Genomic DNA, 21,601 nt, shown 5'->3' with positions numbered 1-21,601 from the left:
GACTGTCAAAACACCTGTGGGCCGAAGGTGCGCCAGAAGTAGACCAGCGACAACAGTGCTCCGAACCCGACGACCAGGAAACGCAGCAGACGCTGGTTCACGGTCCGTGCCCATCGCCCTCCAAAATAGCCGCCGGCTGTGCTGCCGGCCATCATCGTGAATGCCGCTGTCCAGTCGATAAGTCCTCCAATCCCGAAAATCACGATGCTGATGATCGTGAAATTGGTGGCAAGCAGGTTTTTCATGCTGTTGGCAGCATGGAAGTCCGAATGCCCGATGATCTGCGCGATGGCCAGCAGGATGATCCCGAGACCCGCTCCGAAGTAACCGCCATAGATCGACACCAGAAAAAGCACGCAATAAACGGCGAAGGAGGTTTGTGATTCACCTGCCAGTCCGACGAACAGGCGGCGCATCGGCTCGCCGAAGGCAAACAGAAGGGTCGCCGCCAGAAGCAGAAACGGAACCAGGAACAGAAACGTCTGCTGGTCCGAGACAAGCAGCAAGACCGAGCCCAGTGCCGCACCTGCGCCTGAGACCGCACTCAGTTTGACGAGCAGGATGCCGCCCCTGCGCAATTCTTCCCTGTAGGCCAGAAGCGCGGCGGCGTTGGAAGGGAGCAGTCCGAGAAAGTTCGTGGCATTGGCAACCACCGGCGGCAGGCCGGCGGCCATCAGCGCCGGAAACGTGAACAGGGTGGCCCCGCCCGCGATCGCGTTCCAGGCGCCACCAACCAGTCCCACGCCCAAGAGTATCGCAATATTCGTGAAATCCATGTTCCACCTCACCGTTTGACGGCAAGGCTAGGTGAGCTACTATCATAAATAAAATGAATTACATTGAAGTCCGTGATGAAAAAAATCGAACAGCTTGCCCTGAACAGTGATCTCTTGCGTGCCTTCGTGACGATTGCCGAGCAGGGCCACCTGACACTGGCGTCCGAACGGCTGAACCGCACCCAGTCGGCCTTGAGCGTGCAGCTCAAGAAACTCGAGACCGGTCTGAACGCAATCCTGTTCGAGCGGCATCCCAAGGGCATGAAACTGACCCCCGACGGCGAAAAACTCCTGCCGATCGCACACGGAATTCTTGCCGATCTCTATCGCGCCCAGTCGCTGTTCGAACATCCCTTGCGAGGCAAGGTGCGCGTCGGAATACCCGACCACTATGACGATATGGTTTTTGAAAAGGTGCTTGCGGATTTCGGCAGATCCTATCCGCTGCTGGACATGTTCGTGCAGTCCGGCTGTTCGGCCGGGTTTCCTGCCGCCATAGAGGACGGACGGCTAGATGTTGCTGTCGTTGCCACACCTGAACCAGCCCGTCATGACCTTCTCGAGATCGAGGCAAATCTTTGGGTGGAAAGCGAAACATTCGACTGCGATCCGGGCGAACCGGTTCCGCTTGCGGTTCTCGACAGGGGCTGCTGGTGGAGCCGGCTTCCGGTTGTTCTGCTGTCGAAGCAGGAGCGCGCCTTCAACGTCAAATTCAAGAGCGAGAGTTTTTCAAACCTGCGCTGTGCCATTCGCGCGGGCCTTGCAGTCGGCGTGCTCCCGGCGCGTGCGGTTCAATCCGGCATGCGCGTCGCACGGACCGAGCGGGATCTTCCGAAACTCCCTGCGATGACCCAGTCCCTGATGGTGTCGCCTGACGCACCACGCGAGATTACCGGCGCGATTGTTGCCGCGCTGAAACAAGGTCTCGTTGAAAACAGCAGCGGGGTGTGACGGGCCGGCCATCCGAGGGCCGCGTCATCTGGCTCAGAACAGCATGAACCCGAAGAAGACGATCACGGCTGCCATCGTGATCCAGATCAGGAATGCGTTGAAATAGTCCCGGCGCGACCCGAATCCTGATTTCAATGCGTCGAATTTTGCCGGACCGAATCCGGATATCGGGTTCGTATTTCCGGAGGCCTTTTGAAAACGGCGACGTAACTCTGCCGCTTTTTGAGCCCCCCTTTCTTCATTGATCGTCTGATAGGTCATGGTCACTCCGATCTCCTTAAAGACCATCTCTGCTTGACTGTTGAAATGGGTAGACGGCGGGATCATTGCAAATGAGCGTTTTGTAATCTTTAGGTGAAGACACCTGTACTTGCGGCTGTCACACAGACCTCGTAGGAACTGGAAGCCCTGATCTAGACGGTTTCAGAATGCGCACATCCCATCCATCTGGCCCCTCCTCCGACCCCTCCCGCGGTGAGCCCGAAGTCCCGGCCGCCAAATCGGGTCCAACCCTTTCGGAAATCACTTCGGTGTCGCTCAAGGTCGGTCTGCTCTCCTTCGGTGGCCCGGCGGCGCAGATTTCCGTCATGCACCAGGAATTCGTCGAGAACCGAAAGTGGCTTTCCGAAGAAAGGTTCCTGCATGCGCTCAACTACTGCATGCTGCTGCCGGGCCCGGAAGCGCAGCAACTCGCGACCTATTGCGGCTGGCTGAGCGGGCGAACACTTGGCGGGCTGATCTCCGGGCTGCTGTTCATCCTCCCCGGGGCCATCGCCATGGCAATCGTCAGCTATGTCTATGCTGCCTTCGGCGAGACGTCCCTCATTGCGGCGGTCTTTTACGGCGTCAAGGCGGGCGTGCTCGCCATCGTGCTTCAGGCGCTGATGAAAATCGGGAAGAAGGCACTCAGGACCCGCCTGGCCTGGTTCCTCTGTGCCGCTTCCTTCTGCGCGCTTTTCTTCGCCGCCGTTCCCTTCCCGTTCGTGATCCTTGGCGCCGCCGCCATCGGCCTCCTCCTTGGCCGCGAAAGCGGTGCGCCGCCGGAAATTGATCCCGGTGCCGCACCGACCACCCTCCTCAAGACCTTGAGGACGGTCCTGGCCGGGATCCTGATCTGGGTGGCCCCGCCAATTGCCGCGATGCTGTTTCTTGCCCCCGGCAATGTCTTGGTCGAGATCGCCGAATTCTTCTCGCTTCTCGCGGTTGTCAGTTTCGGGGGCGCATACGCGTTGCTCAGCTACATGGCCCAGGTTGCCGTGGAGACGAAATCCTGGATCACGGCAGGCGAAATGCTCGACGGGCTCGGCCTGGCCGAGACGACACCCGGGCCGCTCATTCTGGTCACGCAATTTGTCGGCTTCCTGGGTGGCTGGCGCGATCCCGACCCGTTTTCACCGCTCACCGGTGCTTTGCTGGCCGCCGCGATGACGACCTGGGTCACATTCGCGCCGAGTTTCCTGTTCGTCCTTGCCGGAGCGCCCTGGATGGAAAGACTGCGGGGAAACAGGAAGCTCGCACACGCCTTGTCCGCGATCACGGCAGCAGTCGCAGGCACGATCCTGAACCTGGCGGTCTGGTTCGCGCTGCACGTCCTGTTCTCCGAAACCGGAACCCTGACCTTTGGCCCTTTCGAGATCACCTGGCCCGAGCCCGGCTCTCTGGATCCCGTCCTGGCTGGGATCGCACTGGGCGCGGCGGGCCTCGTCTTCGTCCTTAAGAGAGGCATCGCCACAGTCCTCGCCGTTACTGCCCTGCTGGGTCTTCTGGCGAATTTCGTGCTGGGTTGACATCGCGCTTTCGCGGTCCGGTCAGGTCGACGCCTGTCCTTGAATTCAGGCCGCGGTTCGTTCTTTGCCTTTGCCCGAGCTTGTCTTTTTGTCGGCGTCCGGAACGTCGTCAGCGTCGGTATCGAAATCGTTCTCGTGCTCCGGATCGTCGTCAACCGCGATCGAAAGGTTCTTTTCCACCTGACGGAGCAGCTTGCGCAGTTTCTTGCGGTCCTTCTCATCGAGACCTGACATGGCCTCGCGTTCCAGCCGCTTCCATGCCTTGTCGACCGACGCGACCAGATCCCGGCCTTCGTCAGTCAAAAAGACCCGCGCAAGCCGGCCATCGGTATCGGAGACCTGCCTGCGGACATAGCCTTGCGTAGACAGGCGGGTCACCATCTTTGTCACCGTCGGCGGTTGAACCCCCAGTGCCAGCGCCAGCTGGCTCATGGTGCGCCCATCGGTATCGGCCAGGACTTTCAGGACAAGTTCCTGCCCGGGATGCAGCCCGATCCGCATGAGATGTGCCCCGGATCTGGCTCTTTGGGCTTTCGCCGCCTGGACCAGCCGAAATGTAATGCTCTTCTTGTAGTTAAAAGCCATCGCCTGTCCCCATTCCAAGATCAGCCCGAATCAATCGACGTCGCAACGCCGCGGCAACCTAGCCGGAGAATTTAACCGTCAAATGACATTAACAAAACGGCGCGCATTTTTTCCAAGACGGCAAAGACAAAACTCGATTGCCGGCTATCCTTCTCAGGGATCGGCCTTCAGCGAACCGGCGAGGAAAGGGATCGCCAGCGTCAGAACGGCGACGACGGCGAAAGAGGCACCCAGGGAAGACATCTGTCCGATGAACCCGAGGATCGGAGGGCCGAACAAAAACGCGCCATATCCAAGTGTCGCGACTGAAGCGAGCGCTTGCCCCTTCGAAATCTCCCGGTCGGCAGCTGCGCGCGACATGGCAAGCGGAAACAGCACCGCGTAGCCGATCCCCATGATGAAACATCCGGTCCAGACAACGCCGATGTTCCAGCCGGACACCAGCAGCAGCCCACCGAGGAACGCGACAAGTCCACTGGCGCGCGCCACGGGCACGGGCCCGTAGCGGGCAATGACCCGGTCTCCGGCAAGCCGCATGATCACCATTGCAATCGAAAAGACGGTGAACGCGGTCGGAGCAATCGCCTCCGAATAGCCAAGATCGGTGATCTGGTAAAGCGCCGCCCAGTCAGTGACGGCCGCCTCGCCCAGCGCGGCGACGAGCGCGATCAGACCCGCAAGGAGAAGCGCACCCCTTGGGATTGCGAACAGCGGCGCTTTTCCCTGTCCGCCATCCGGATCGTGTTGGTGCGGCCAGCTCTGCCGAAGGCTCCAGAAGAGAACGGGAATTGAAAGAACGGCCCAAAGGCAAAAATGCTGGGCAACGCTCAGTTCCAGCCGGATCGCAAGTCCCCCGGCGGCCGCGGCAGCCCCGGCCCCCAAACTGAAAAGCCCGTGAAACGACGACATCACCGGCTTTGCAAGCTCAGTCTCGACTTCCGCACCCCACCCGTTCATAGACACGTCCAGCGAGCCGAATGCAAACCCGGCAAGAAAGAGCGCCGCCGCCAGCAGCGCGACAGAGGGGGACACACCGACAAGCGTGAAGGTGACGACCGTTGCGACAGCCGACGCCTTTGTGACAGCCGCAGGACCCTTCTTGTCGATAAATGCCCCGGCGATCGGAAACGCGGTAAAGGCACCAAGCGCCAGCACCAGGAGGAGAACGCCGAACCAGCCTTCGCTCAGGCCCGTCGCCGTCTTGATATCAGGGATACGCGACGCCCAGAGACCGATGAAAGTCCCACACATGAAAAAGACCGCCGAGACAACCCGGCGTGCTGCGATGGCCTGCATGATGTGACCTGATACCCGAGACCAGCTTTGCCTCGAAAAGAAAGAAACGTCACTCGGCTCTATCCTTTCCGGACAGACCTTTCAACGCAAATCGCAACAGTGCGATGGCTCAAGCGATGATGGACGCCAGCAGGGCTTCGGCATCGCTCGCTCTCTGACGCGCGGACTGATACGCAGAAGCTGCTTCGCCGTTCTGGTTGCCCGCGCCGGTCTTGTCGCTGTTTGCCCCATCGGACGACGGATCTTCGGTTACAGCGTTTGCGTCTGCGCCAGGACCGGATGCTGCGTCCCCGCCTTCGTCGGTGCCCTGCAGTTCATCCGCTTTTGCCTGGCGGGCTTCCGCCTGCGCTTCCGACAACTGGGAGCGTGCCAGCTGCGCGACTTTCAGGTCCTGCGACGACGGCTCGGCAGGAGCAAGGGCCGCACGGATCACGATCTGCATTTTTCGGATCGTCTCCTGGGGCGTCTTTTCCTTGCTGGTATCGATTTGCACCTCGCCGCCAATCGCGTAACGCTTGCCGTCAGGTCCCTGCTGGAACGTATAGCTCGGTGCGCCAGCGTAGGGTCCTCCGACACGGGCATGCGCCTGTTCGTGCGCCCGGACCTCGCGATCCCGCTTGGCAAGTTCCTGAACCTGCTTTTCTTCGGCTTCGTTCAGCCCGTCACCATCCGGATCGTCTTTCTCACTGGCACCGGCCTGCCCCTGTGCCGGGTTTGCACCGCCCTGCTCGGCAGCAGCCGCGCCCGTGCCGCCGGCCGGCCTTTGCTGTCCGGCCGAACTGGCTGCTTCGTCATCGGCAGTCTCCGCTTGCGGACCGGTGGAACCACGGCCCTGTGCCCCGGCCTGCTCCGTGTCCTGCAGCGCAAGGACAGCCTGCGGGGACAGGATCGGGCCTGAGTTGCGCCGGGCGGACTGGACGGGGGCACTTGCCAGGCTGTCGCGCGCAGCTTCCCGTTCCCGGCCGGAAACACCTGTTCCCAGACCAGGCTCGAGTTCGCCTGCGACACCATTGCCTCTCAAGAGGCTCGCCGGCGTGTTGGACAACAGGGCGCCGATCATGGATGGGATCTTCTCAAACAGGAGTCAGCAAACTCTAAACAGGGGTTAAGGCGTTTCGATCATTTGTTCGTGAACGCTTAACCGCATGTTGTCTCTGTTCGCGCGCCACTTGCCTGTCAGGGCGCGCTGTGCAAATGAGACGTCAGGCAATCTCAAGGCAGGACATCCAAATGCAGCCCCGGCGCCACTGGCACGACATGACAACGCAGGATTTCAACTCCCCTTCCTGTGCGTCCTGGATCGCTGTCCTGCCCATTGCCGCGATTGAACAGCATGGCCCGCACTTGCCGCTGGTCACCGACACGGCGATCGCGGAAGGGCAGATCCGGCGCGTCCTGGAACTCCTGCCGGACGGCCTGCCCGCCACCTTCCTGCCGGTCCAGCCCATCGGCAAATCGGATGAGCACATTTCATCTCCCGGCACGCTGACCCTCTCCTGGGAGACGGCCACGAAGTGCTGGATGGAAATTGGAGAGAGCGTGGCACGGGCGGGTGTGCGCAAACTGGTCCTGATCAATTCGCATGGCGGCAACGTGCCGATCATGGATATCGTTGCCCGTGAATTGCGTGTGAAACACAACATGTTTGTCACGGCGACCAACTGGCTGCGCTTCGGCCAGCCGGAAGGCGCGTTCCCGGAAGCGGAATTCACCTATGGGATTCATGGCGGTGACATCGAAACATCCCTGATGCTGCATTTGCATCCGGATCTTGTGCAGATGGAAAAGGCTCAGGACTTCACGTCGGAACAGCAGTCCTACCTGAAGGAATTCAAGCACCTTCGCGGGCACGGCAAGGCGCAATATGGCTGGAAGGCTCAGGATCTCAACCCCCTGGGAGCGCTTGGGAACGCGCGCGCGGCAACCGCAGAAAAGGGACGGCTGGCCCTCGATCACGCGGCAAAGGGCTTTGTCGAACTGCTGCAGGATATCGATGCTTTCGATCTCTCCAGGCTCTGGACCAGCAAGAACTAACGCTACGTCCGATCCTGCGTCTGCCGAAGACATCGACGACCGAAACGCAACAACCTGATAACACTTGAAAGTTGAACCAATCAAAAACAACTTTTTTCAGGAAAATCCCCCTGAACAGGCGGGGTTATACATGTCAATTTGGTGAGTGCCCGGCGGCAGCAGTTGACCTTCTCGTCTTCGGCGACACATTATTCAGTTAAACCAGAAGGGGCGTTTTTCGAGCATCAATGAACCTGTCGATCCGGCAATTGGCGACCTTTCGAGAGGTCATGCGGAGTGGTTCCATATCGGAAGCTGCCCGCACCCTTGGCCGGACGCAACCCGCGGTCAGCTCGACAATCGCCGGCCTTGAAACCGAGCTTGAACTCAAGCTTTTCATGCGCGAGCAGGGCCGGCTCGTACCGACCCCCGAGGCAGAGTTTTTTCTGGAGGAAGCCGAGGCCATCCTGAAGCGTCTCGAGATCTCCAAGAGAACTTTGCGCGGCCTCGCCAACAAGGAACACGGCCAGCTGCGGATCGCGGGCATACCCGAGGCGGTGGCCGATTTCCTTCCCAACAGTCTCTCGAAATTCGTTGCCGACAAGCCCAGCGTGAAGGTGGCGCTGGCGAGCCGGTCGTCCTCCGAAATCGAGGAACTCATCGCCGCGCAGCAATTCGATATCGGGTTTTCCGAAACGCCGCGCGCGCGCAATTCCTTCGACCAGGTCGATTTCGATCTCGAATGCATGTGCGCCGTACCGGCCACGGATCCGCTCGCGGCAAAGGAAGTGATCACACCGGAGGAGCTCGACGGCTACCCGCTGGCGCTGCTTCATTCCGAACATCGAAGCCACAAGCAGACGCTCGCAAGGTTCCGGGACGCTGGCGTCCGTTTCAACCAGCGCTTCGAACTGCAGACCGCCATGCCCGGCCTGCGGTTCGTGGAGACCGGCCTTTGCGCGCTCATCTGCGATATGCTGACCGCCTACAAGGCCCAGGAAGACGGACGCCTGGGTTTGGGTCCGCCGATGATCGTTTTCCGGCCGTTCCGCCCGCGCATCCAGAACAGCCTGTCGATCCTGACACCGACGCACAGGCCGATATCCATTGTCGCCAAGGACTTCTGCGATTTCCTGAGTGCGGAAATGTCAACGATGCGCGCGGCGATGGTCAAGAAAAGCACCTGAAGACGCCTTTTCGGCACGACTGGAAAGGTTCCCGGTTGCGTCGATCATTTTCTTGAAAATCAATCAGCTATTCGTGGCACATGCCGTCTGGCGCTCGCGCTTGAGGACCGGCATAGTCTGACAGCTACAAACAACGGGACAAAAGCCGTGTCAGAAACACTTTTCGCGCCGAAAGGCGGTCATCCCGGGCAGGACACCCTCCTGACCGATCGCGCCGTTTTCACCGATGCCTACGCGGTCATTCCCCGGGGAACGATGCGCGACATCGTCACCAGTTACCTCCCGTTCTGGGATGAGACCAGGCTCTGGGTCCTTTCCCGGCCCTTGTCGGGCTTTGCCGAAACCTTCTCGCAGTACATCATGGAAGTTGCCCCTGGCGGCGGATCGGAGAAACCGGAAACCGACAGCGCCGCGGAGAGCGTTCTCTTTGTCGTTGAAGGCGAAGCGGCCTTGACCGTTGACGGTCAGACATTTGACCTTCGCGAGGGAAGCTACGTTTTCCTGCCCCCGGCAACGGACTGGACATTCCGGAACAACAGCGCCGCGAAGGTCTGCTTTCACTGGATCCGCAAGGCCTACGAAACCGTATACGGTCTTTCTGCGCCCGAGTTCTTTGTTACGCATGAGAGCGACCACGCTCCGATCGCGATGCCCGGAACCGAAGGCAAATGGGCAACCACCCGTTTCGTGGAACCCGATGATCTGCGCCACGACATGCATGTCAACATCGTCACGTTTCAGCCCGGTGCCGTTATCCCCTTCGCCGAAACCCACGTCATGGAGCATGGGCTTTACGTCCTTCAGGGCAAGGCGGTCTATCGTCTCAACCAGGACTGGGTCGAAGTGGAAGCGGGTGACTACATGTGGTTGCGCGCCTTTTGCCCCCAGGCCTGTTACGCGGGGGGACCGGGTCTTTTCCGCTATCTTCTTTACAAGGACGTCAACCGGCACATGCCGCTCCGTCCTGCTGGCCGCTTCGATCCGGGGAGATGACGCTGCACAATTGTCTCTAGGGACAATATAAATGAGATCAATAGCTTAAAGCATGATAGGCAGTCTTTCGGGATGCCGGGCGTTCGTTGGCATCACCAGTTTGGAGAACCGAAAGACAGGTCGTCATCATGCGGATTGTCATAAACGGGTTTGGCCGGATCGGCCGGACCGTCCTGCGCCAGATCCTGAGCCAGCCCGATCATCAAGGCATCACCGTCGCGGCGATCAACGACATCGCACCGCTGGAAACCTGTGCCTATCTTTTCAAGTACGACAGCGTCTTCGGTCCCTATCAGGGTGCGGTCGAAGCCGGGCAAGCCTCCCTGAAAATCGGCGATCTGGAAATACCATTCACGCAGGAACCGGATCTGTCGGCCCTTGACCTTGCAGGCGTCGACGTCGTGATGGAGTGCACCGGCAAGGCCGACACGAACGACATCGCCCGGCGCGGGCTTGAGGCCGGCGCAAGAAACGTCCTGATTTCCGGCCCCTCGCGCGCGGCGGAGAAAACGCTTGTTCTGGGTGCCAACGAAGACCAGCTCGGCGATCTCCGGATCGTCTCCAACGGATCCTGCACCACCAACGCCCTCGCGCCCTTGCTGCGCGGCCTGGACGATGCCGTCGGGATCGAAGCCGGGCACATGACGACAATCCACTGCTACACCGGCAGCCAGCCCATGGTAGATGCCCCGCGCGGGCCGCTTGAGCGCAGCCGGGCCGGGGGTGTCTCGATGGTGCCGACCACAACAAGCGCAACGAAGCTTGTCGGCAAGGTCGTTCCCCAGATCAATGGCCGCATCACCGGCGCTGCCGTGCGGGTGCCGGCCATCAGCGTGTCGGCCGTCGATCTGACCGTGACCTGGAAAAGAGCGGTCAGCGAACCGGTCAACGACTTGCTGAAACGCGTGTTTGCCGGAAATCCGGTCATCGGTTTCACAGGCGACCGTGTCGTTTCCACCGATATGCGCACGCGGCCGGAGTCGCTTGTGATTGCGCTTCCCGAGACCCTGTCCGCAAGCGAGGATCAGGCGCGGATATTCGGCTGGTACGACAATGAATGGGGCTTTTCGTGCCGGATGATCGACATGGCGAGACTGATGGCGGAGCGGTGATGCGGCTGTCGTTCAGCGCCAAACCGCACGCCTGTCAGCTCTCGGCCGCATCCACGATATAAGCCTCGGGAAACCAGAATTCCTCAAGGTTGTCGCCGTCTCCGATCCGGTCGACAACCACGAACCGCCCCGGTTTTCCAAGCGGCGCAAGCACGCCGTGCCACGTTCCGCGATGAAGGTTGATCGACTGTCCCGGCTGACTCACGAAAGCCTTCAGATTGACCGGTTGACCGGCGTCATCCTCCGCAACGACAACCAGCATCGGTACGCCATCCACGGGCATGAATGCCTGGCTGCCGTCCGGGTGCCGCTCGACCATATCCACTGTGTGCGGCAAGGATCTGGCCTTGGCGTCGAACAGGCTGATCCCGGCCCGGCCCGATCCGAAATCGAGACGTGCAAGATCATGATGGCGGCCGCACATGCCCTGATTGATGATCTTGTCGGGCGAACCGGAGCGCTCGATCACGTCACCGAATGGTGCAAATGCCTCCGCTGTCAGAACCCTTGCGGTGATCGTCTTCGCGCTCACGAAAACAGGTCCTTCAGACGATGGTGGGCAATCCGCTCCACCTGCCGGCAGGCCTCCGTGAACTCCGTGCCGCCGTCATTGTCTATCCGGCGCTGGAACGCTGCCAGTATCGACGCCTTGTCATGATCCCGAACCGCGATGATGAAGGGAAAGCCGTGCCGCTCCACATAGGCAGTGTTCAGTGAGGTGAATGTTGCCCGCTCCTCGTCTGTCAGAAGATCCAGACCGGCGCTGGCCTGTTCCGATGTGCTTTCAGCTGTCAGCCGCCCGGCCCGTGCCAGTTTGCCCGCAAGATCCGGATGCGCTTTCAGGACGCCGAGACGTTCGTCCCGACTTGCCGAACGGAACATGCGGCAAAGCGCATTTTGGATACCCGCGGCACAGTCATGCGCCGGTCCAAGCTCCAGGCCGAACGCGCGCTCGGCGATCCAGGGAGAGTGTTCAAATATTCCACCGAACCGCTCCACGAATTCGCTCCGTGCCATGCGGCTCGGCTGCATGGCCTGCTGCGGCGGGTGATGTTTGGCCCAGTGCTCGGCAATCTCGATCCGCCGCGGGCACCAGACGCCCTCCCGGGACTGGATGTGATCGATGAATTTCCGAAGCGCCATGATCTTCCCGGGCCGCCCCACAAGGCGGCAATGCAGACCGATGGACATCATTTTCGGCGTGTCGGTCTCGCCCTCCTCGTAAAGCGCGTCAAACGCGTTTTTCAGGTAATTGAAGAAGTCCTCGCCATCGCTCCAGCCGGGCGACACGGCAAAACGCATGTCGTTGGCTTCGAGCGTATAGGGAATGATCAACTGGTCACGCCCGGCAATCTCCAGCCAGTAAGGCAGGTCGTCGTCATAGGTATCGGAGATATAGTCGAAGCCGCCCTCCTCCGCGACCAGCCGCACGGTGTTCTCAGAGCAGCGTCCCGTGTACCAGCCCCGGGGACGCTCGCCGACAACTTCCGTATGCAGACGGACCGCCTCCGCGATCGCGGCCCGTTCGTCTGCGTCCGGCATGTCCTTGTGTTCGATCCACTTGAGACCATGGCTGGCAATCTCCCAGCCGGCGTCTTTCATGGCTTCGACCTGTTCCGGGTTCCGGGCGAGGGCGGTGGCCACACCGTAGATCGTCAGCGGAATCCCGGCGCGGGTGAACAGGCGGTGCAGACGCCAGAAGCCGGCCCTTGCGCCATATTCATACATGGATTCCATGTTCCAGTGCCGCTGACCGGGCCATTGCGCCGCGCCGGGAATGTCGGACAGGAAGGCTTCGGAGGCGGCATCGCCGTGCAACACGTTGTTCTCGCCGCCTTCTTCGTAGTTCAGAACGAACTGAACAGCGACCCTGGCGTTTCCGGGCCATTCGGGATCGGGCGGAAAGGGGCCGTAACCCCGAAGATTGCGCGCGTAGCGGTTCAAGACATGCCTCCTGTTTTCAAGACGTTATAGAACAGAAGACCCGCGATGGCTTTCTGGAATTTCTTGAAACTGTTCTGGGCAGCCCACCTGTACCCATGGCATCTCTAACCGGACACGTTTTCTGCGATCGAGGCCTGGATATGCCCGACCATGAAATCGAGAAACAGCCTCACTTTCGGATCCTGGTGCTTTCTGTGCGGATAAAGGCAGCCCATCTGCACCGGCAGCGGCGGTTCATGTTCCAGCACGGCAACGAGTTGCCCCGAAGCAAGGTGATCGGCAATCTCGAACCTGGGCTTCAGGATGATCCCGTGACCGGCCAGCGCCCATTCGGTCAGGACATCGCCATGGTCGGACTCGAACGGACCGCGCACCGCGACTTTCTTCAGCCCGGTGCCTGTTTGCAGCGGCCACTGGAATTCCGGTGCACCGGGGTAGCGCATGTTCAGACAGTCGTGCTCGCCGGATTGCAGCTCTTCGAAGCTTTGCGGTGCCCCCTTTCGCGCCAGATAGCCGGGCGCGGCGCACAGCAGGCGCGCGCAGTCGGCGATCTTGCGCAGTTTCAGTGTCGAATCTTCCGGCAACCCGAGAAAGAACGCGGCGTCGAGGCCCTCACCGGTCAGATCCACTTTCCGGTCGGACAAACGCAGACGGATATCGATCAGCGGATTGGCGGCCTTGAATACAGGGATTGCCGGCGCGATCAGCCGCTGACCCATGCCAATGGGAGCCGCGATGAACAGCGTGCCCCGCGGCGATCGCGTCACGCTGCTGATCTCCGCCTCGGCCTCCTCGACCGCTTCGACGATCTTGGTTGCCCCGCGATAGAACAGGTTGCCATGCTCGGTCGGACTGAGCGCGCGGGTCGTACGCTGGAACAGACGGACATTCAGATGGTCCTCGAGCTGCGATACCCGGGAAGACGCGACAGCAGAGGATATCCGGAGATCGCGCGCGGCGGCGGACATGTTTCCAAGCTCGTAGACACGCAGGAAAGTCCGAATATTCTCCAGGTAGGCCACGCCCTGATTTATCCGATTTTTTTGAAACTGATCGGAATTATGTCGAGATACCAGAAAATATCAAGATAGATTAGGCTACCGCGCAAAGGACTGGAGGGACACCATGCTGGATATCGCCATCATCTGGGAATGGCTCGCATTCGCCGTCAGATGGCTGCACGTCGTGACGGCCATCGCCTGGATCGGCTCGTCCTTCTATTTCATTGCGCTGGATCTGGGCCTGCGCAAGTCACCGCATCTGCCCGCAGGTGCTTTCGGCGAGGAATGGCAGGTCCATGGCGGCGGCTTCTACCACATCCAGAAATACCTGGTCGCGCCGGAAAACATGCCCGAGCATCTCACGTGGTTCAAATGGGAAAGCTACGCCACCTGGCTTTCGGGCGCCGCTCTCCTGATGATCGTCTACTGGGTCGGCGGCGAACTTTACCTGATCGATCCGGAAAAGGCGGATCTTGCCTTGTGGCAGGGTATTCTGATCTCGGCCGCATCGCTTTCGATCGGCTGGCTTGTCTATGACTTTCTCTGCAAATCGCCCTTGGGTGAACACCCGACAGCCCTGATGATCCTGCTTTTCATTCTGCTGGTGGCAATGGGCTGGGGCTATGACCAGATCTTCACCGGTCGCGCCACGTTGCTGCATCTCGGGGCCTTCACGGCGACGATCATGACCGCGAACGTGTTCTTCATCATCATTCCGAACCAGAAGATCGTCGTCGCGGACCTGAAGGCCGGGCGCACCCCGGATGCCAGATACGGCAAGATCGCCAAGCTGCGGTCCATGCACAACAACTACCTGACGCTGCCGGTCGTCTTCCTCATGCTGAGCAATCATTATCCGCTCGCATTCGCCTCGCAATACAACTGGGTGATCGCCGCGCTCGTGTTTTTGATGGGTGTCACCATCCGCCACTATTTCAACACCAAGCACGCAGGCGGCAAGGCCCCCATGTGGACCTGGCTCGCAACCGCAATCCTGTTCATCTTCATCATTCACCTGAGCATGTTGCCCATGTGGAAGGACGGCAGCTACGAAGCATCGGAAACCCGCCCCCTGACGGCCACCGAACAGGTTTTTGCCAGTGCCCCCGGATTTGACGAGATCCGGTCCATCGTCCCGGGCCGTTGTGCCATGTGCCACGCGCGCGAACCCGTCTACGAGGGCATTCACTGGGCCCCGAAAGGCGTGGTCCTGGAAACGGACGCCGACATCGTGCGGGCAGCACGCGAAATCTATCTCCAGTCAGGCGTCACCAATGCCATGCCTCCGGCCAATGTCTCCTACATGGAAGAAGACGAGCGCCGCAAGATCGTGGAATGGTACCGCGCCGCACGTGAGAAAGCGCCCTTCGGCGTCGCGGTTCGATAGCCTTAGCGAAACTGGTTCGCCTGCCTTTTCTGATCGGCAACATGCGCCGTTTTCTCAGTTCGCTTTTGCCAATCAGCCCCTTGCCAGATGCCGCTTGCAATCAGGTTCACCGTGCTCCTCATCCGATCTGCGGTACAGATCGTGGAGGTCAACAAGCATGGAGAACCACGTCGAAGCGTGCTATCCATCCTATCGGAAACCGCTCGAACCGGCACCGCACCTCAAAATGTTTTCAGTTCTGGCCAATCGCACATATCGGCATCTTTTCGCCGCTCAGGTCATCGCCCTGTTCGGAACCGGACTGATGACGGTTGCGCTCGCGCTTCTGGCGTACGACCTGGCAGGTGAGAATGCCGGTGCCGTGCTTGGGACGGCCCTGGCAATCAAGATGGTGGTTTATGTGACCCTGTCTCCGGTTGCCGCCGGATTCGCGTCCCGGTTTCCACGCAGAGCATTGCTGGTGGGCCTTGATATGGTGCGTGCGGGAACGGCCATGGCACTGCCATTCGTCGATGCCGTCTGGCAGATATACATTCTGATCGCCGTTCTGCAGTCTGCGTCCGCGGCCTTCACGCCGGCATTTCAGGCAACAATCCCGGACATTCTCAAGGATGAGCAGGACTACACCAACGCCCTGTCCCTGTCGCGCATGGCCTACGATCTGGAAAACCTGCTCAGCCCCGTCGTTGCGGCCATCCTGATCGGTCTGGTCGGTTATCACTGGCTGTTCAGCGGGACGGTTTTCGGGTTTCTGATCTCCGCAGTGCTGGTCATCTCCGTTACGCTGCCGTCGATTTCAAACACGGGCGGGACTTCGCCCTGGCGACGGATTTCACGGGGCATGCGCATCTACCTGCAGACGCCGAGGCTGCAAGGCCTGTTCGCGCTCAATCTGACGGTCGCCGCAGCAGGCGCGATCGTGATTGTAAACTCCGTCGTCATCGTTAAGAGCCTCTTCGGCGGCAGCGACACCGACCTCGCCCTGGTACTGGCGGCCTATGGCGGAGGATCAATGGCGGTCGCGTTCGCACTGCCCGGCCTGCTGCGCAACCTGAGCGACCGGCGCGTCATGCTGTCTGGCGCCATTGCTTTGCCCTGCATTCTGCTGGTATTCGCAGTTGCTTCAACAAGGCTGCAAACAAACGGCCTGTGGCCTCTCCTGTTCGGAGCATGGGTTCTCATGGGGGCTGCAACGTCCGCAATCATGGTGCCGTCGGGCCGCCTGTTGCGGAACTCGGCGCACGCCGAAGACAGACCCATGGTGTTTGCGGCCCAGTTTGCCTTGTCACATGGATGCTGGCTGATCACCTATCCGCTTGCGGGCTGGCTCGGTACGAGTGCAGGTCTGCCCGCGACCATGATTACGCATGCCGTTCTTGCAAGCCTCGGCGTGTTGGCCGCCCTGAAACTGTGGCCATCGTCAGACAGCAGGATCGTGGTGCACGAACATCCCGAACTGCCGGCAGATCACCCGCATCTGCAGGACGCCTCAGGCAAGCGTCACGCCCATGCTTTCGTCATCGACAGTCTTCACGCCAGCTGGCCGGCAGAGCGCGGCTAACCCGCGCCCCAGTCACCCGTGCAAATCAGCGGTCCAGAATCGGATCGAGATAGATGCCCGGAACGAAGCCTGTCATTCCGTAGTGGTCGATCTCGCACCACACGCCACCGAGCATTTCACGTTTGGCCTCCCGGCTTGCATCCTCAAAATCAAGCGGCACGATTTCGGGGAAACAGTTGAGAACGAGAACCTCACTGGCCGACCGTGTCAGGCTGCCGACGGTTGCCGAATTGCGATTGCCCGATGCACGGACCACTAGGCGCATGCCGTCCGGCACGTTTCGAAGCCTGTAAGCCGGACCCCACACGCCGAAACCCGGCAGGTCCGCGGCCTCCGCCGGATCAGGAGCTTCGGTCTGGGCGGAAACGGGCGGGACATCCAGCCCAATCAAAATCAGGCACGCAAGAAGAAGAGGAAACTTCGAAAAAGGTCTGGTCATCAGTCGGTTCCCTGCAGGTTGTTATCGGACCAGCCCGGCCTGACGGGCATCCGCCAGCGCATTCTCGCAGATCCTGGCTCCGCTCGGGTCCAGCGTCTCGACGCGATGTTTTTTCAAGATGGCGGCGAAGCCATCGATATCGGCTGCGAAGCCGAGGCGGATCGTGACGATCATCGCGTTTCCAAGTTCGATGCACGGATTACCGGCAACTGTTTCAGCCCCTCCAGCCACCGCGGGTGAAGCGCTTGGTGCAGCCTGACCTTCCGGGTTGAATTCCGGAATGAAATCGCTCGGATCGATGCCGATTTCGGCACCGCCCGCAATCATCGTCGCCGGGTCCTCGCCTTGCTGGACCGCCGGAGCCACACCGGCTTGCGCCAGTGATGCCCAGGGCCGGTTGTCGTTTGCGATCAGTCCGGCTGCGATCAGCTCCGCCATGACGTAAGCACATTGCCGCGGCTGCGCCGATGCGACGCTGACAATGCCCTGAACCGCCAGGATCTTCAGAACGGCAGCACGTGTCTCTCGTGACGCCCCGCGCAACAAAGGACTGACGGAAGGCTGCAGGATCACACAGGCTTCGGCCAGCAAGGTTCCTTGTGCGGCGGGGCTGATACCGGGGGCATTTGCCGACGGCACGATGGTTTGGGCGGTCCCGGAGGAAGCCGGTGTTTCCTTCGGGCTCGGCCGCGGCACCGGTACACCTGTTGCGGTACTGCCCACACCACCGTTTTCGGCCAGCTTCCAGAGGCCATCATTTTGCGCAATCAGATCCAGCGCTCTGCGGCACGCGGCGGTATCGCCCGTTGCATCTGTGCTTCTCACGCCCGCGATGACATAAATGCCGCGCATATCCTGAACCTGCCGCGTGCTGGCCTGCCGGTTGATGATTGCGGTAATCCGCGCCAGATCCACGCATGGATTGCCCGCCCCGTCGACGGTTGGCGCAGGTGCTGGGGTGGAGGCTGAAGGCCCTGATGCAGATGGCAGGGTCTGCACCGCGAGGTTCAGTGTGATCTCCATCGAGGCAATCTGGTTCTGACCAACCAGAACAAGGTTGGCGGCCGGATTGCCAAGCCCGTCGAAACGCACCGAGACATTCATTGGCATCCCGCCCCAGCTGCCGAACCCGCCCGTCCAGGGTCCTGCGCCGCTCCCCGAAAGACGCACCGGAGCATCGGTCACTTCGCGCGGCAGGACGAGGGTGGCGGAGGTTGGCGAGGATTTTTCGATCCGGACCGTGCCGGTCGCATCGACAGGCGTCGGTTGCGTCACCCCGGCAGCCGTCACCTTGCCGCTGCCACCGGTGACACCGTAGACATAGGTCCCCAGAACATCTGCCGATGGCATGAGACCGGGTGCCTGAACCGGACTGTTGGAAATGTGCCGCATGTCGACCCAGCCGTTGAGACCGGGGAAGGCAATGACACACATGGTGCCTTCGCACTGGTTGGTCACGTTGATGCCGCAAGTTCCGACGCCGATGCCGCCAAGCACTGGGCCGTTGGTCGTCGGTGCATCATAGACCCTGAGCGAATTTCCGCTTGGTGCCGAGGCGACACAGGTCTGCGGCGACGCAGAGGCTGCCGGTACAGCCAGCAGCATGAAAGCGGCGACAAGGAAAACCAGCTTCATCAGATCACGTCCTCTCGCTTTGCGGCGGAACAGCCAGTTGCAGGTCCTCGACGGAGGGATCCAGCGACACAAGTTGCATCTCCGCTTCGTCCAGACTGAACATCTCGGAAGGTTTCAGCCCGTTGATGCCCGCCACAAAATTCCAGGGTATCGAGGCGGCCCGGGTGTTGTAGGCCTGGACATTGCCGTTATAGATGCGCCGCGCCGCGGCAACCTGATCTTCGGTTTCCTCAAGCTGCTTTTGCAAGAGGGCCAGGTTCTCGTTTGCGGTGATTTCCGGGTTGTCTTCGGAATAGGCGAAAAGCTGTCCGAGTGCGTGGCTCAATCCTGCCTCGGCCTTTGCGATATCAGCATGACGATCGGTTGCCATCGCTTCAAGGGCAGCCGCCCGTGCCGATATGATCTTGTCGACAATTGCCTGTTCGTGACCGAGAGCCGTGCGCGCGGCCTGAACCAGATTGGGCACGAGCGCGTGCCGCCGCTTGAGTTGAACGGTGATGCCTGACCAGGCTTCGTCCACGCGGAAACGCGCGGCCATCAGCGAGTTGTAGCAAAGGACATAGGTCCCGACGACAACAGCCACCAGAAGCATCAGGATCAGGACAGAAGTCATGGTGAGATCACTCCGCGTAGTGTTTGAAGGAAACGGATGCTTCGGAAAAATTGCCCACGGCTTCCTGCACAAAGGCATGCAGGGTCGCGTCGTCCAGGGTTTGCAGGTTGCGAAATCCTGCGAAGTAGACGCTGTCCCTGTCGATGATGACCCGTGCCGCGTATCTGTCCGCAAGATCCAGCAAAGTCGTCTGGAGCGCAGGCGTCAGAACCTGGAGCGTTTCGACCGAAAGCTGGTCGAGCCGGCCCTGGTCTTCCCGCTCGGTGACACGGATGTTGAAGGCATTGTTGAAGGCGATGCTTTCGGTTTTCAGATCGCGGTCAAGCGGACCGACCGCGCTCAGATTTTCAGGCATAAGGACGAGCCGGACCGAGGTGTCGCGATCCAGCCGGTAGGCGGCGATCATCATCAGGACATTGCCCTGGGCACCTGCGCCGGCCGGTACGGTGTTTTGCTTCGGCCCGCCGAATAGTGCGGTTGAGGAATGGGCACCCAACCCGACCCACAACGGGGTCCCGTTCTCAGCCGTGCCCCACATTTCGCTTTCGATCACAAGCGGAATGGAACCGCCGACCCGCAGCTTGAAAACTTCCGGGATCTGCGCACGGATCTTCAGCATTCGGATGTCCGGTATTTTCGACCGGAACCGAAATCCAAGTTCATCCGCAGCTGCGCGCAGACGGTTCAGTCTGTCCTTTGACGCGCCCGTCAGATGATCGATGGCGAAACCGCCCGCCATTCCGATTGTCACGAGGACGAACCCCACGGGTCGCAGGCTGTCGCTGAAGATGGCCAGCAGAAATCCGGGAACCGCGAGCAGGAACAGCGGAACTTCCAGCTTCTTGAACGAAGCCGGCAGCAGGGGATTTACGCGGTCTTGTTGTGCGTCGATGGCGGGCTGGATGCGGGCTTCGAACGGGTCCCAGAACGTATCCTGGGCACTCATGGGAACACCAGGTCGACCGTCAGATCCGCTGCCGGTGAAACCTCGACAACCTCGACAACCGGATCCCGCTTGCTCTTGTCCCAGGCCTCGACGCGCACCGCGTATCGTCCCGGCAGCAAGAGGATCGGATCGCCGCCGATCCGCATGGCAACGAATTCATCGTTGTTTTCGGTGCTGTCGCCCTTGTAGATCTGGAACCTGACATCGAATGTTGTCAGCTCGCTGCCGTCCCGGTTGAAGGCGCGAAACAAGACTTTCGAGGTTGCCGCAATGATCTCGGCCTGAACGGTTTTTCCGGTCACAACGTCGATGTCGACACTCCCGGGCGACATCTTGTCCAGCCGCGTGATGACAAGGCTGGCCCGGTATTGGCCGCTGGGTACGACCTTGACCAGATTTTGCGTATAGGCGGAAAACGTCTCGCCCGTGACCCGGTTTTCAATGTCCCAGCGATAATCCACATCGGACAGCTGGATGTCCTGGTTGGCCATGATCGCCGCAAGGTCGAGCTGTCCGGCTCCCAGAACCAGATTGACCTCCGTCATTTCCGTGTCCGAAACCGTGATGCGTTCAGATGCCGAACTGCCCCTGTCGGTGCGCGCCGTCAGCTGGTAGGCGCCCGGTTCCAGCCGTGCGCTGAAACTTGGCAACGCCAGCAGATTGATTTCCTCGCCGCCGCCCTCCAGCACGGCGGTCCAGAAGACCCGCACACCGTCGGCATCTGTCAGCGCCGGTGCACCTTCTTCCAGGCTGACGGAAACCGAAAGGTTCTTGGAAAGCGAGGCGGCCGGCGCTGCAGGACCGGGGGCCGGAGCCAGGGCAACGGTTTGCTGAAGCGCTTCACCGAGGCTTGCTGCGTCATCGGCATTCAGGAAAAGCCCGCCGGTGTTTTCTGCAAGGCAGGCAACCTGCCCGCTTTCTTCCGCCGTAAGGCCGAAACCGATGACATGCGCCGTGAAGTCGATTCCCAGCGCTTCCAGCTCCGATGCGACGGCGCAAGGATCGGCCTCGCAGGTTTCAATGCCGTCGGTGATCAGGATGACGGTTGCCTTGTCTTCCTGAAAGCGCAATGCATCGGCTGCGCGCCTGACGGCCTTCGTCAGCGGGGTCTTGCCTTTCGGGTTCAAGGATTGAACGGAAGAAACCAGCGCACCTGACCGGGTCGCGGCCGGCCCGATCGGTACAAGCGTCTCGATGTCGTTGCAGTCACCTTTTCGGTTGTGGCCATAGGCGACGAGACCGACTTCCAGGTCCGGCGGCAATTGCGTTGCCACGCGCGCAAGCGTTTCGCGCGCCGTGACGATTTTCGCCTGCCCGTCGATCTGTCCCCACATGGAACCGGATCCGTCGAAAACGAACATTGCGCGTCCGGGCG

The 21,601-nt window shown here is 60.6% G+C and carries 21 protein-coding genes; 8 read left to right on the top strand and 13 right to left on the bottom strand.

Features of this window, described 5'->3' with window-relative positions; genetic code table 11:
• Positions 1 to 5: 5 nt before the first annotated feature.
• Entirely contained in the window at positions 6 to 776 is a 771-nt protein-coding gene (locus RBB49_RS20520) for a sulfite exporter TauE/SafE family protein (protein WP_306144755.1), read from the bottom strand.
• A 75-nt stretch (positions 777 to 851) separates the two neighbouring features.
• Between RBB49_RS20520 and RBB49_RS20515 the strand changes: the two genes are divergently transcribed.
• Positions 852 to 1,727: a LysR family transcriptional regulator gene (locus RBB49_RS20515; RefSeq protein WP_306144754.1), complete on the top strand. Its 876-nt coding sequence runs from the start codon at positions 852 to 854 to the stop codon at positions 1,725 to 1,727.
• Between the two features lie 33 nt (positions 1,728 to 1,760).
• On the opposite strand, the gene RBB49_RS20510 is transcribed toward RBB49_RS20515, so the two are convergent.
• Positions 1,761 to 1,994, bottom strand: a complete 234-nt coding sequence (locus tag RBB49_RS20510; RefSeq protein ID WP_306144753.1) for a hypothetical protein — start codon at positions 1,992 to 1,994, stop codon at positions 1,761 to 1,763.
• 263 nt (positions 1,995 to 2,257) lie between these two features.
• Here RBB49_RS20510 and chrA point away from each other — a divergent pair, with 263 nt between their 5' ends.
• Positions 2,258 to 3,514, top strand: a complete 1,257-nt coding sequence (chrA, locus tag RBB49_RS20505; RefSeq protein WP_306144752.1) for a chromate efflux transporter — start codon at positions 2,258 to 2,260, stop codon at positions 3,512 to 3,514.
• 45 nt (positions 3,515 to 3,559) lie between these two features.
• Here the strand turns inward: chrA and RBB49_RS20500 are convergent, their stop codons facing one another.
• From RBB49_RS20500 to RBB49_RS20490, 3 genes are all read right to left on the bottom strand, one after another.
• Positions 3,560 to 4,099, bottom strand: coding sequence for a MarR family winged helix-turn-helix transcriptional regulator (locus RBB49_RS20500; RefSeq protein WP_306144751.1), 540 nt, complete (start codon positions 4,097 to 4,099; stop codon positions 3,560 to 3,562).
• A gap of 153 nt (positions 4,100 to 4,252) precedes the next feature.
• Positions 4,253 to 5,395, bottom strand: coding sequence for an MFS transporter (locus RBB49_RS20495; protein WP_306144750.1), 1,143 nt, complete (start codon positions 5,393 to 5,395; stop codon positions 4,253 to 4,255).
• 109 nt (positions 5,396 to 5,504) lie between these two features.
• Complete coding sequence (locus RBB49_RS20490; RefSeq protein WP_306144749.1) at positions 5,505 to 6,455, bottom strand: putative metalloprotease CJM1_0395 family protein; 951 nt, start codon at positions 6,453 to 6,455, stop codon at positions 5,505 to 5,507.
• Positions 6,456 to 6,625: 170 nt separating this feature from the next.
• Here RBB49_RS20490 and RBB49_RS20485 point away from each other — a divergent pair, with 170 nt between their 5' ends.
• The 4 genes from RBB49_RS20485 (at position 6,626) to RBB49_RS20470 (ending at position 10,700) form a co-directional block, all read left to right on the top strand.
• The gene (locus RBB49_RS20485; protein ID WP_306144748.1) at positions 6,626 to 7,429 is read left to right on the top strand and encodes a creatininase family protein; all 804 of its coding nucleotides are present in this window, start codon (positions 6,626 to 6,628) and stop codon (positions 7,427 to 7,429) included.
• Positions 7,430 to 7,656: 227 nt separating this feature from the next.
• Positions 7,657 to 8,595: a LysR substrate-binding domain-containing protein gene (locus RBB49_RS20480; protein ID WP_306144747.1), complete on the top strand. Its 939-nt coding sequence runs from the start codon at positions 7,657 to 7,659 to the stop codon at positions 8,593 to 8,595.
• Positions 8,596 to 8,742: 147 nt separating this feature from the next.
• Complete coding sequence (locus RBB49_RS20475; protein WP_306144746.1) at positions 8,743 to 9,588, top strand: bifunctional allantoicase/(S)-ureidoglycine aminohydrolase; 846 nt, start codon at positions 8,743 to 8,745, stop codon at positions 9,586 to 9,588.
• A 128-nt stretch (positions 9,589 to 9,716) separates the two neighbouring features.
• The gene (locus tag RBB49_RS20470; RefSeq protein ID WP_306144745.1) at positions 9,717 to 10,700 is read left to right on the top strand and encodes a type I glyceraldehyde-3-phosphate dehydrogenase; all 984 of its coding nucleotides are present in this window, start codon (positions 9,717 to 9,719) and stop codon (positions 10,698 to 10,700) included.
• A gap of 34 nt (positions 10,701 to 10,734) precedes the next feature.
• On the opposite strand, the gene RBB49_RS20465 is transcribed toward RBB49_RS20470, so the two are convergent.
• The 3 genes from RBB49_RS20465 to RBB49_RS20455 all read right to left on the bottom strand — a co-directional run bounded on the left by RBB49_RS20465 (position 10,735) and on the right by RBB49_RS20455 (position 13,666).
• Complete coding sequence (locus RBB49_RS20465; protein WP_306144744.1) at positions 10,735 to 11,232, bottom strand: ureidoglycolate lyase; 498 nt, start codon at positions 11,230 to 11,232, stop codon at positions 10,735 to 10,737.
• The gene (puuE, locus tag RBB49_RS20460) at positions 11,229 to 12,644 is read right to left on the bottom strand and encodes an allantoinase PuuE (RefSeq protein WP_306144743.1); all 1,416 of its coding nucleotides are present in this window, start codon (positions 12,642 to 12,644) and stop codon (positions 11,229 to 11,231) included. The genes RBB49_RS20465 and puuE overlap by 4 nt, the downstream gene beginning before the upstream one ends.
• Positions 12,645 to 12,748: 104 nt before the next feature.
• Positions 12,749 to 13,666 carry a LysR family transcriptional regulator gene (locus RBB49_RS20455; protein WP_306144742.1) on the bottom strand — a complete coding sequence of 306 codons (918 nt, stop codon included), beginning with the start codon at positions 13,664 to 13,666 and terminating at the stop codon, positions 12,749 to 12,751.
• A 103-nt stretch (positions 13,667 to 13,769) separates the two neighbouring features.
• Between RBB49_RS20455 and RBB49_RS20450 the strand changes: the two genes are divergently transcribed.
• Both RBB49_RS20450 and RBB49_RS20445 read left to right on the top strand, forming a co-directional pair.
• On the top strand, positions 13,770 to 15,032 hold the full coding sequence (locus RBB49_RS20450) for a urate hydroxylase PuuD (protein ID WP_306144741.1): 1,263 nt from the start codon (positions 13,770 to 13,772) through the stop codon (positions 15,030 to 15,032).
• Positions 15,033 to 15,258: 226 nt separating this feature from the next.
• Positions 15,259 to 16,593, top strand: coding sequence for an MFS transporter (locus RBB49_RS20445; RefSeq protein ID WP_306144819.1), 1,335 nt, complete (start codon positions 15,259 to 15,261; stop codon positions 16,591 to 16,593).
• 25 nt (positions 16,594 to 16,618) lie between these two features.
• On the opposite strand, the gene RBB49_RS20440 is transcribed toward RBB49_RS20445, so the two are convergent.
• Genes RBB49_RS20440 through RBB49_RS20420 form a run of 5 tightly spaced genes read right to left on the bottom strand, consistent with a single transcriptional unit; the run spans position 16,619 to position 21,587 of the window.
• Positions 16,619 to 17,032 carry a hypothetical protein gene (locus RBB49_RS20440; RefSeq protein WP_306144740.1) on the bottom strand — a complete coding sequence of 138 codons (414 nt, stop codon included), beginning with the start codon at positions 17,030 to 17,032 and terminating at the stop codon, positions 16,619 to 16,621.
• Positions 17,033 to 17,053: 21 nt separating this feature from the next.
• Positions 17,054 to 18,667, bottom strand: a complete 1,614-nt coding sequence (locus tag RBB49_RS20435; RefSeq protein ID WP_306144739.1) for a hypothetical protein — start codon at positions 18,665 to 18,667, stop codon at positions 17,054 to 17,056.
• A gap of 4 nt (positions 18,668 to 18,671) precedes the next feature.
• The gene (locus RBB49_RS20430; RefSeq protein ID WP_306144738.1) at positions 18,672 to 19,280 is read right to left on the bottom strand and encodes a LemA family protein; all 609 of its coding nucleotides are present in this window, start codon (positions 19,278 to 19,280) and stop codon (positions 18,672 to 18,674) included.
• 7 nt (positions 19,281 to 19,287) lie between these two features.
• On the bottom strand, positions 19,288 to 20,226 hold the full coding sequence (locus tag RBB49_RS20425) for a hypothetical protein (RefSeq protein WP_306144737.1): 939 nt from the start codon (positions 20,224 to 20,226) through the stop codon (positions 19,288 to 19,290).
• On the bottom strand, positions 20,223 to 21,587 hold the full coding sequence (locus RBB49_RS20420; RefSeq protein WP_306144736.1) for a VWA domain-containing protein: 1,365 nt from the start codon (positions 21,585 to 21,587) through the stop codon (positions 20,223 to 20,225). Before RBB49_RS20420 ends, RBB49_RS20425 begins: the two co-directional genes overlap by 4 nt.
• Positions 21,588 to 21,601: the final 14 nt, after the last annotated feature.

The organism is Roseibium sp. MMSF_3412 (genome assembly GCF_030733265.1).
Classification (GTDB): Bacteria; Pseudomonadota; Alphaproteobacteria; order Rhizobiales; family Stappiaceae; genus Roseibium.
This window is presented reverse-complemented; position numbering and strand designations above follow the sequence as displayed.